The 10313-nt window shown below is 69.6% G+C and carries 9 protein-coding genes; 4 read left to right on the top strand and 5 right to left on the bottom strand.

All coding sequences use genetic code 11. The annotated features are described in order from the left end of the window. Positions 1-4 precede the first annotated feature (4 nt). The 5 genes from AC30N0_RS06515 to AC30N0_RS06495 form a co-directional block, all read right to left on the bottom strand. On the bottom strand, positions 5-1699 hold the full coding sequence (locus AC30N0_RS06515; protein WP_489517115.1) for an ABC transporter ATP-binding protein: 1695 nt from the start codon (positions 1697-1699) through the stop codon (positions 5-7). Next, positions 1696-2640, bottom strand: coding sequence for an ABC transporter permease (locus AC30N0_RS06510; protein WP_489517114.1), 945 nt, complete (start codon positions 2638-2640; stop codon positions 1696-1698). The genes AC30N0_RS06515 and AC30N0_RS06510 overlap by 4 nt, the downstream gene beginning before the upstream one ends. Positions 2641-3213: 573 nt before the next feature. Continuing rightward, a complete protein-coding gene (locus AC30N0_RS06505) occupies positions 3214-4155 on the bottom strand; it encodes an ABC transporter permease (RefSeq protein WP_489517113.1) in 942 nt (313 codons plus the stop codon). 41 nt (positions 4156-4196) lie between these two features. Beyond that, the gene (locus tag AC30N0_RS06500) at positions 4197-5789 is read right to left on the bottom strand and encodes an ABC transporter substrate-binding protein (protein ID WP_489517112.1); all 1593 of its coding nucleotides are present in this window, start codon (positions 5787-5789) and stop codon (positions 4197-4199) included. A gap of 98 nt (positions 5790-5887) precedes the next feature. Next, the gene (locus AC30N0_RS06495; protein ID WP_489517111.1) at positions 5888-6751 is read right to left on the bottom strand and encodes an amidohydrolase family protein; all 864 of its coding nucleotides are present in this window, start codon (positions 6749-6751) and stop codon (positions 5888-5890) included. Between the two features lie 161 nt (positions 6752-6912). On the opposite strand from AC30N0_RS06495, the gene AC30N0_RS06490 reads away from it, so the two are divergent. From AC30N0_RS06490 to AC30N0_RS06475, 4 genes are all read left to right on the top strand, one after another. Continuing rightward, positions 6913-7722 carry a crotonase/enoyl-CoA hydratase family protein gene (locus tag AC30N0_RS06490; protein ID WP_489517110.1) on the top strand — a complete coding sequence of 270 codons (810 nt, stop codon included), beginning with the start codon at positions 6913-6915 and terminating at the stop codon, positions 7720-7722. Next, the gene (locus tag AC30N0_RS06485) at positions 7719-9578 is read left to right on the top strand and encodes a feruloyl-CoA synthase (protein ID WP_489517109.1); all 1860 of its coding nucleotides are present in this window, start codon (positions 7719-7721) and stop codon (positions 9576-9578) included. The genes AC30N0_RS06490 and AC30N0_RS06485 overlap by 4 nt, the downstream gene beginning before the upstream one ends. A gap of 5 nt (positions 9579-9583) precedes the next feature. Then, on the top strand, positions 9584-10003 hold the full coding sequence (locus tag AC30N0_RS06480; RefSeq protein WP_489517108.1) for an acyl-CoA thioesterase: 420 nt from the start codon (positions 9584-9586) through the stop codon (positions 10001-10003). Positions 10004-10050: 47 nt separating this feature from the next. Continuing rightward, positions 10051-10313: ABC transporter substrate-binding protein (locus tag AC30N0_RS06475; RefSeq protein ID WP_489517107.1), on the top strand; the 263-nt coding region annotated here is incomplete at its 3' end.

The raw sequence follows: 10313 nt of genomic DNA, 5'->3' as shown, positions 1-10313 counted from the left end.
GGGTTCAGGACACAGGGTCGGCGAGGGCGGTGCCGAAGGCGAAGTCGCGCCCCGGCGCGGCGGCGAAGAGGGCGCGCGTGTAGGCGTGCTGCGGTGCGCTGAAGACCTGGTGCGCTGGGCCGACCTCGACGACCTGGCCGTTCGACATCACCGCCAGCTGGTCGCAGACCTGCGAGGCGACGCGCAGGTCGTGGGTGATGAAGAGCATGGCCAGGTTCAGGCGGACGCGGATCTCCTCGAACAGGCGCAGCACCTGCGCCTGCACCGAGACGTCGAGGGCCGAGACGGCCTCGTCGGCGACGAGCAGCTCCGGCTCCATCATCAGCGCCCGCGCGATGCAGATGCGCTGCCGCTGGCCGCCGGAGAACTGGTGCGGGTAGCGGTCGAGGGCGCCGCTGTCCATGCGCACCATCTCGAGCAGCTGGCGCGCGCGCAGCAGCGCTTCCTGGCGCGAGAGGCCGTAGTTCACCGGGCCCTCGATGAGCGCCTCGGCGACGTTGCGGCGGGGATTCAGCGAGCGGTAGGGATCCTGGAAGACGATCTGGACGCGCTTGCGCAGCGGCCGCAGTGCGCGGCTGGCCAGGGTCGCGATGTCCTCGCCGGCGCCGCTGCCGAGCAGCACCGAGCCGCCGCTCGGGTCGATCAGGCGGACGATGCAGCGCGCCACCGTCGACTTGCCGGAGCCGGACTCGCCGACGATGCCCAGCGTCTGGCCGCGTCGGATCTCGAGGTTCACGTCGCTCGCCGCGTGCACCGTGCGCTGCGCCCCGAACCAGCGCTTGTCGCGGTAGGTCTTGTCGAGCCCGCGCACGCGCAGCACGAAGGGCGCCGCCGGGTCGCTGGGGCGCGCCTTCAGGTGCAGCGTCGGCACGGCGCCGATCAGCATCCGCGTGTAGTCGTGCTGCGGCCGCTGCAGCACGTCGTGCTTCGTGCCGAGCTCGACCAGCGTGCCCAGGCGCAGCACCGCGACCCGGTGCGCCATCTCGGCGACGACGCCGAAATCGTGGGTGATGAAGAGCACGCCGGCGCCGTGCCGGCGCTGCAGGTCGAGCACCAGCTTGAGGATCTGCGCCTGCGTCGTGACGTCGAGCGCGGTGGTCGGCTCGTCGGCGATCAGCAGGGCCGGGTCGAGCACCAGCGCCATGGCGATGACGATGCGCTGGCGCTGGCCGCCGGAGAGCTGGTGCGGATAGCTCGCGACCATGCGCTCGGGTTCCGGCAACAGCACCTCGCGAACGATCTCGAGCACCTTGGCGCGGCGCTCGGCCGGGCCGAGCCGGGTGTGCTCGCGCAGCACCTCGCTGATCTGCTCGCCGCAGGTCATTACCGGGTTCAGCGCCGTCATCGGCTCCTGGAAGATCATCGACATGCGGGTCGCGCGCAGGGCACGCAGGCGCGCCGGCGCCGCCTGCGTGAGGTCTTCGCCCTGCAGCCGGATGCTGCCGCCGAGGACCGGCAGCGACTTCGGCAGCAGGCCCATCACGGCCTGCGCGATCACCGACTTGCCGGAGCCCGATTCGCCGACCAGGCAGAGGATCTCGCCGCGGCCGACGTCGAAGGAGACCTGCCGCACCGCCGTCGAGCGGTCGCCGCCGGAGGGCAGCCCGATCGTCAGGTCGCGGACCTGGAGGATGGGCGCGCCCGCGTCACCGCCGGGCCTGGGGTCCGCGCGCAGCGCGGTGGCCGCCGCTGCCGTCATACCCGCTTCGCCATCTTCGGATCGAGCGTGTCGCGCAGGCCGTCGCCGAGCAGGTTGATGGCCAGCACCGTCAAGGTGAGGAACACGCCGGGGAAGAAGATGTTGTGCGGGTATTCGTTGAACTGGCCGCGGCCCTCGGCCATCACGTTGCCCCAGGTCGGGATGTCCGGCGGCAGGCCGACGCCGAGGAACGACAGGATCGCTTCGGTGAGGATGCCCGAGCCGCAGATGAAGGTGCCCTGGACCACCAGCGGCGCGACCGTGTTCGGCAGGATGTGGCGCAGCATGATCTTCCAGGTCGGCGTGCCGAGCGAGATCGCGGCCTCGACGTAGGGCTCCTCGCGGATGGTCAGCACGAGCGAGCGCACGAGGCGGGTGACGCGCGGGATCTCGGGGATCGCGATTGCGATGACCACCGTCAGCAGGCTGCCCTTCCACATGGCGACGAGCGCGATCGCGATCAGGATGGCCGGGATCGCCATCAGGCCGTCCATGACGCGCATCAGCGGCCCGTCGACGCCGCGCAGGAAGCCGGCGAGCAGGCCGAGCAGGACGCCGATCGCCATCGCTACGGCGGCGGTCGCGATGCCGACGATCAGCGACACCTGGGTGCCGTAGATCACCCGGCTGTAGATGTCGCGGCCGAAGCTGTCCGAGCCCATGAGGAAGCGGTGCTTCAGCGTCTCGCCCTCGAGCGTCGTGATCTCGCCGGCTCGGCCGGGCAGGAGGTCGCGGCTCGCCGGGTCGAAGAGCGACGGATCGACGGTGCCGAGCCACGGCGCGAGCAGGGCGACCACGACCAGCAGCGCGAGAAACCAGCCGCCGATGCGGACCGAGGTGCTCCGCCGCACGCGCTGCCAGGCGCTCTGCTGCGGGATGACGGTCGCGGCCTCGACCGACAGCGCCTCGAAAGATTGGGCTGGGGCAGGAACAACGCTCATTTCAGTGCATCCCTCGCGCGGCGCGGCAGGCGGTGCCCGGCGCTGGCGCAGACTGTGGCGGTCGGCGCTGCGAGCCGACTCCGCTGCGATGCTCGGCCTGGGGTCGTGCCGCATAACTCGCGTCGTTCGCTGCGCTCACTGCGCTCAGACAGATGCGGCAAGTCAGACCACGAAGCGCGCTGCGCGCGCCGACCCCAGGCCTGCGCTTCTCGCCGCCACAGACAGCGCCCCCGCCGGACACCGCCTGCCGCGCTGGACTGGTCTTGTTCCGTGAACCACTACGCGCTGCAGCAACGCCGCGTCCGGGCAGGCTGCGGCGCGCCTCTGGGGCGCCGAGAAGCGCAGGGCTCGTGGCCGCGCGCGCAGCGCGCATCGTCATCTGACTCGTCGCATCTGTTTGAGCGCAGCAAACGAAATGAGCGTAGGGAGTTATGCGACGGGGCCACGCGACCGAGCATCGCAGGGAAGTCGGAGCGGAGCGAAGACCGCTCCAGTGAAGCGCCGCGGCCTGCCCGGACGCGGCGTTGCCGTGCCCTACCGACCCCGCCGCTCCTCGCGCAACCGGCAGCATGCCTAGTACCGGATCCGCGGATCGAAGAACACGTACGACAGGTCGACGAGCAGGTTGACGATCACGTAGACAAAGGAGAACAGAAGGATCACGCCCTGGATGGTGGGGAAGTCGCGCGCCAGCACGGCGTCGACGGTGAGGCGGCCGAGGCCCGGGATGGCGTACACCGATTCGGTGACGACGACGCCGCCGATCAGGAGGGCGATGCCGATGCCGATGACCGTCGCGATCGGCACCGCGGCATTGGCCAGCGCATGCTGGATGAGGACGCGGCCCTCGCGCAGGCCCTTCGCCCGCGCCGTGCGGATGTAGTCCTCGCCGAGGGTTTCGAGCACCGCCGCGCGCGTCACCCGGGCGATGAGCGCGATGTAGATGACGGACAGCGTGATCGCCGGCAGGAGCAGGTGCTGCAGCCACGGCAGGGTGCCGTCGGCGAAGCGCCGGTAGCCCTGCACCGGCAGCCAGCCGAGCTGCAGCGAGACGAGCCAGATCAGCAAGTAGGCGAGCACGAACACCGGGATCGAGAAGCCGAGGACCGAGAACGCCATCAGGCCGCGGTCGAGCCAGCCGCCGAAGCGCCAGGCCGCCAGCACGCCGAGCGGAACCGCGACCAGGACGGCGATGGTGATCGTCAGGGCGGCGAGCGACACGGTCGGCTCCAGGCGCTGCCCGATCAGGTCGATGACGCGGGTCTTGTAGTAGAACGACTCGCCGAGGTCGCCGGTCAGCAGGCGGCCGAACCAGATCGCGAACTGCTCCGGGATCGACCGGTCGAGGCCGAGCCCCTGACGGATCCGGGCGATCTGCTCGGTGCTGGCGGCGTCGCCGGCCAGCAACGCGGCCGGATCGCCCGGCGTCAGCCGCAGCATCAGGAACACCAGCACCGCCACGATCAGCAGCACCGGCAGGGTCGCCAGCAGCCGCCGGGCGAGGAAGCTGCCCATGGATGCAGCGGCGGCGCTTCAGGACCCGGGTGCGCGGTCGCTCAGGAGCCGGTCTTCTTCAGGTTCCAGTAGATGTTGCCGTTGGTGACGAAGAAGCCGCTGATGTTCTTGCGCGCCGCCATCGGCTGGTCGTACTCGCCGAGCGGCGCATGGGTCGCGACCTCGAACGCGCGGGCATGGATCTGGTCGGCGAGCTTCTTCTTGGTCGGCTCGTCGGTGGCGCGCATGAACTGGGCGCGCAGCTCCATGATCTTGTCGTCGCTGGCCCAGCCGAACCAGCCGGACTTCTCGCCGCGCGTGTCCATGGTCGGGTTGGCGATCGGGCTCCACACGTCGTAGGTCTGCCAGGCAGTCAGGAACATGTGCCAGCCGCCCTTGTCGGGTGCATCCTTCTTGGCGCGGCGGCCGACCAGCGTCTGCCAGTCCATTGCCTGCAGGTCGACCTTGAAGCCGGCTTGGCGCATCAGCTGCGCCGCGACGTCGGGCAGCTTCTGGATCGCCGCCAGGTCGGTCGGCTTCATCAGCACGATCGGCGTGCCGTCGTAGCCGGAGGCCTTGAGCAGGTCCTGCGCCTTCTTCATGTTCGACTTCGCCTGGATGTCGCTGCCGGCGGTGCTGCCGTAGGGCGTGCCGCAGATGAACATGCTGGCGCACGGCCTGTACAGCGCCTTGACGCCGACCTGGGCGCGCAGGAACGGCTCCTGCGCAAAGGCGGCGATCGCCGCCTGCCGCACCTTGGCGTTGTCGAACGGCTTGTGCAGGTGGTTGAAGCGGGCCATGTACTGCAGCCCGTAGTTCGAGTACTTCGGCAGCTGCAGCGAGGCGTCGGCCTTGACCGTCTCGTAGTGGTCGAAGCCGAGCGACTCGATGATGTCGACCTCGCCGTTCTTCAGCGCGTTCACCTGCGCCTGGGCGTCGCGCAGGGCCAGGTTCCATTCGACGCGGTCGACGTAGACGTGCTTGCCGCCGGCGCTTCCCGAAGGCGGCTCGCTGCGCGGAACGTACTTCGCGTTCTTCAGGTAGACGGCCTTGTCGCCCGGCTTGAACTCGTCCTGCTTGAAGGTGTACGGGCCCGAGCCGATGTGCTCCTCGATCTGCTTGAAGGCATCGGTGTCGGCGATGCGCTTGGGCATGATGAAGGGCACGTTCGACGACGGCTTGCCGAGCGCCTCGAGGACGAAGCCGCAGGCCTCGCCGAGGAAGATGCGGAAGGTGTCCGGCGTCGGCGAGTCCATGCGCTGCACGAAGGTCATGAGGGCGCTGCCCATGGCGTCGCGCTTGCCCCAGCGCTGCAGCGAGGCGACGACGTCGTCGCCGGTGACCGGCTTGCCGTCGTGGAAGGCGAGGCCCTGGCGCAGCTTGAAGGTCCAGAGGCGGTGGTCGCCGCTCTCGGTCCAGCTTTCGACCATCTGCGGCTTGATCTTGGCGTTCTCGTCGGTGCCGAAGAGCGTGTCGTAGATCATGTAGCCGTGGTTGCGGCTCATGTAGGCGGTGGTCCAGATCGGGTCGAGGATCGCCAGGTTCGAGTGCGGCACGACCCGCAGCACCGTGTTCTGCGCCAGTGCCGGGGCGGCAGCGGCGAACAGTAGCAGGGGAATCGCGGTGCGGGCGGCGAGTCGGCGGAGCAGGGTCATGGGAGAGCCTCCAGGCAGCGATGAGACCGGCTCACAGTAGCTGAATTCGGCAGGCCGACCAATCGGGGTTTCCTGCCCGGCGGCGTCACCCGCAGGCCCTACGACAGGCGGAGCAGCCGCTTCGCGTTCTCCTTCAGGATCAGCGGCCGCACCTCGTCCTTGAAGCCGGCCTCGCCGAAGTCCTTCAGCCAGCGGTCGGGCGTGATCAGCGGGAAGTCGCTGCCGAAGAGGATGCGGTCCTTGAGCAGCGTGTTCGCGTACTGCACGAGCTGCGGCGGGAAGTACTTCGGGCTCCAGCCGGAGAGGTCGATCCAGACGTTCGGCTTGTGCATGGCGAGCGAGATCGCCTCGTCCTGCCACGGCCAGGACGGGTGGGCGATGACGAAATCGATGTCGGGGAACGCGATCGCCACGTCCTCGAGCAGCATGGGGTTCGAGTTCTGCAGGCGCAGCCCGCCGCCGCAGCGCATGCCCGAGCCCATGCCGGAGTGGCCGCTGTGGAAGATGGCCGGCAGCTTGTGCTCGGCGATGACCTCGTAGAGCGGCCAGGCCATCCGGTCCGACGGCTCGAAGCCCTGCATCGTCGGGTGGAACTTGAAGCCCTTGACGCCGTACTCCTCGACCAGCTTCCTGGCTTCGCGGGCGCCCATCTTTCCCTTGTGCGGATCGATCGAGGCGAAGGCGATCATGATGTCGGCGTTCTTCTGGGCCGCCTCGGCGATCTCCTCGTTCGGGATGCGGCGCCGGCCGACGAAGGACTCGGCGTCGACGGTGAAGTTGACGAAGCCGATCTTCTTCTCACGGTAGAAGGCGATCGTCTCGTCCATCGTCGGCCGGCGCGACGAGCAGAAGTACTTGTCGGCGGCGCGGTCGAACTCCTCGCCGTAGTTGTCGAAGGGGTTGCGGCACGACACCTCCAGATGGGTGTGCGTGTCGATGGCGACGAGGTCGGCGGTGTTCATGGCTCCAAGTCCTCCAGGGCAGTGGCTCGCGCGACCGATAAGATTAACGCGACTAATCAATCGAAGCCAGCACGTCCGCGTTCTCCTGGGCAAGCGTTGCTAGGGTAAGCCCCCTTGAGTCGCCTTGGTGTGCTTACCATCATTAACTAAATTTCATAGTCATGGCTCTTTCGTCACCCCCCTCCGAACCGGTTTCAGCCGAGCCCGGCCTGCTTCGAATCGAGCACGCGGGGCCGGTCACGCACGTTCGCCTGAATCGCCCCGCGAAGCGCAATGCGCTGAACGACACCCTGGTGGCGCGGCTGCAGTCCGCCTTCACCGACCTCCCGGCCGAGACGCAGGCGGTGGTGCTGAGCGGCGAAGGCAGCCACTTCAGTGCCGGCCTCGACCTTTCGGAGCTCTCCGAGCGCAGCGTCGCCGAGGCGGTGATGCATTCGCGCTCGTGGCACGCCGCCTTCGAGCAGATCCAGTTCGGCCGGGTGCCGGTCGTCGCCGTCCTGCACGGCGCCGTCGTCGGTGGCGGCCTCGAGCTCGCCGTCGCTGCGCACATCCGCGTCGCCGAGCGCAGCGCCTACTACGGGCTGCCGGAAGGGCAGCGCGGCATCTTCGTCGGCGGCGGCGGCTCGAGCCGCATCCCGCGCCTCATCGGCACCGCGCGCATGACCGACATGATGCTGACCGGCCGCGTCTACGACGCCGAGGAGGGGCTGCGCATCGGCCTGTCGCAGTACCTCGTCGAGACCGGGCACGGGCTGGAGAAGGCGTTCGAGCTCGCGCAGCGCATCGCCGGCAACGCGCCGCTCTCGAACTTCGCCGTCATGCACGCGCTGCCGCGCATCGCCGACATGGGCCCGGCCGAGGGCCTGTTCCTCGAGTCGCTGATGTCGGCGATCGCCTCGGGCGACCCCGCCGCGAAGGACCGGATCCGCGCCTTCCTCGAAGGGCGCGCCGGCAAGGTGACGCGGCAATGACGACGGCGGGCACGGCGCCGCCCTATCGGCCGGTGGCGCTCGGCGGGTCGCTCACGGCGCGCATCGACCGTACCGAGGACGGCGTCTGGCGCGTGACCTCGACCGAGCCGCTCGGCGCCCACCCCGCGCGCCTGACCGATTCGCTCCTGCACTGGGCCGAACGCACGCCCGACCAGACCCTCGTCGCCAAGCGCGTCCGCGGCGGCGACTGGCGCCGCGTCAGCTATGCCGAGGCGGTGCGCACGGCGCGCGCGGTCGCCCAGGCGCTGCTCGACCGCGACCTCTCCGTCGACCGACCGGTCGCGATCCTGTCCGACAACGACATCGAGCACCTCCTGCTCGCGCTCGGCGCCATGCTCGCCGGCGTGCCGTTCGCGCCGGTCTCGCCGGCGTATTCGCTGATCTCGCAGGACCACGGCAAGCTCAAGCACATCCTCGGCCTGCTGACGCCGGGCCTGGTGTTCGCGAGCGGGCCGGCGTACGCCAAGGCCATCGCCGCCGCCGTCCCCGCCGACACGACGGTGGTGCTCACCGAGGGCGAGCTGACGGGGCGCGCGGTCGTTCCGTTCGCCGTCCTGGCGTCGACCGAGCCCACCGCCGCCGTCGACGCGGCGCAGGCGCGGGTCGGCCCCGACACGATCGCCAAGTTCCTCTTCACCTCGGGCTCGACAAAGCTGCCCAAGGGCGTCGTCAACACGCAGCGCATGCTCTGCGCCAACCAGCAGATGATCCGGCAGTGCTTCCCGGCGCTGGCCGAGGAACCGCCGGTGCTGGTCGACTGGCTTCCCTGGAACCACACCTTCGGCGGCAACCACAACGTCGGCCTGACGATCTACAACGGCGGCACGCTGCACATCGACGAAGGCAAGCCGACGCCGGCGCTCATCGGCGAGACGCTGCGCAACCTGCGCGAGATCGCGCCGACGATCTACTTCAACGTGCCGAAGGGCTTCGAGGAGATCGCCAACGCGCTCGAGGTCGACGAGGCCCTGCGGCGCACCCTGTTCAGCCGGGTGAAGATGTTCTTCTTCTCCGGCGCCGGCCTGGCCCAGCCGGTCTGGGACAAGCTCGAGCGCGTCGCCGAGCAGGCCTGCGGCGAGCGGATCCGCATGCTCACCGGGCTCGGCATGACGGAGACGGCGCCGTTCGCCATCTGCGCCAACGCGCACGCGGTGAAGTCCGGCCACATCGGCCTGCCCGCGCCCGGCGTCGAGATGAAGCTGGTGCCCGCCGGCGGCAAGCTCGAGGTGCGCTACCGCGGCCCCAACGTCACGCCGGGCTATTGGCGCGCGCCCGAGCAGACGGCCGAGTCCTTCGACGAGGAAGGCTTCTTCTGCAGCGGCGACGCCGCCAAGCCGATGGAGCCGGCCGAGCCCGGGCGCGGCTTCGTCTTCGACGGCCGCATCGCCGAGGACTTCAAGCTCTCGACCGGCACCTTCGTCTCGGTCGGGCCGCTGCGCGCGAAGATCATCGCCGCCGGCGACCCGCTGGTACAGGACGTCGTCATCGCCGGCATCGACCGCAGCGAGATCGGCATCCTGCTCTTCATGCGCCTCGACGCCTGCCGCGCCTTCGCCGGCATGCCGGACAACGCGCCGGCGCACATCGTCCTCGGCGACGCGCGCGTGCGCGAGTTCCTGCAGCGCCTGGTCGACAGCCTTCATTCGCAGGGCACCGGCAGCGCGACGCGGGTGGCTCGTGCGCTCGTGCTCGCCGAGCCGCCGTCGATCGACCGCGGCGAGGTCACCGACAAGGGCTCGATCAACCAGCGCGCGGTGCTGCACCACCGCGACGCCGACGTCGCCCGCATGTACCTCGGCCGCGACCGCGACGTCATCCTGCCGCGCGCCGCCTGAACCCCGTGCCGCGCACCACCCACTACACGGTCCAGGTCGAGTTCGGCGACTGCGACCCGGCGGGCATCGTCTTCTATCCGAACTTCCAGCGCTGGATGGATTCTGCGTCGCTGGCGTTCTTCATGCAGTGCGGCGTGCCGCCGTGGCGCGAGCTGGTCAAGACACGCGGCATCGTCGGCACGCCGCTGCTCGAGATCGGCACCCGCTTCGTCACCGCGGCCACCTATGCCGAGACGCTCAGCATCGCGACCCACGTCGCCGAGTGGCGCAACAAGGTCTTCGTGCACGCGCACCGCGTCACCCGCGGCGAGACGCTGATCTGCGAAGGCACCGAGACGCGGGCGTTCGTGCGCCGCGACGCCGACAATCCCGATCGCCTGCGAGCCATCCCGATCCCCGAAGACATTCGCGCCCTGTGCGAATGACCCGCCTTTTCAGTGTTCGACGACAACGACTCAGGAGACACCCACCCATGAAGACCCTCCGCCTGCTGGCCGCGGCCCTCGGCACCGCCCTCGCCGCCGCGCCCGCGCTCGCCGACATCACGATCGGCGTGAGCATTCCCCTGACCGGCCCGACCTCGGCGCTCGGCATCCCGACGCGCAACGGCATCGCCCTGTGGCCGACGTCGATCGCCGGCGAGAAGCTCAACGTCATCGTCCTCGACGACGCCACCGACACGACGATCGCCGTCAAGAACGCGCGCCGCTTCATCACCGAGGACAAGGTCGACCT

The organism is Rhizobacter sp. (genome assembly GCF_031412495.1).
Classification (GTDB): Bacteria; Pseudomonadota; Gammaproteobacteria; order Burkholderiales; family Burkholderiaceae_C; genus Schlegelella_A.
Note: the sequence above shows the minus strand (reverse complement) of the source record. Positions and strands in the feature narration are given on the sequence as shown.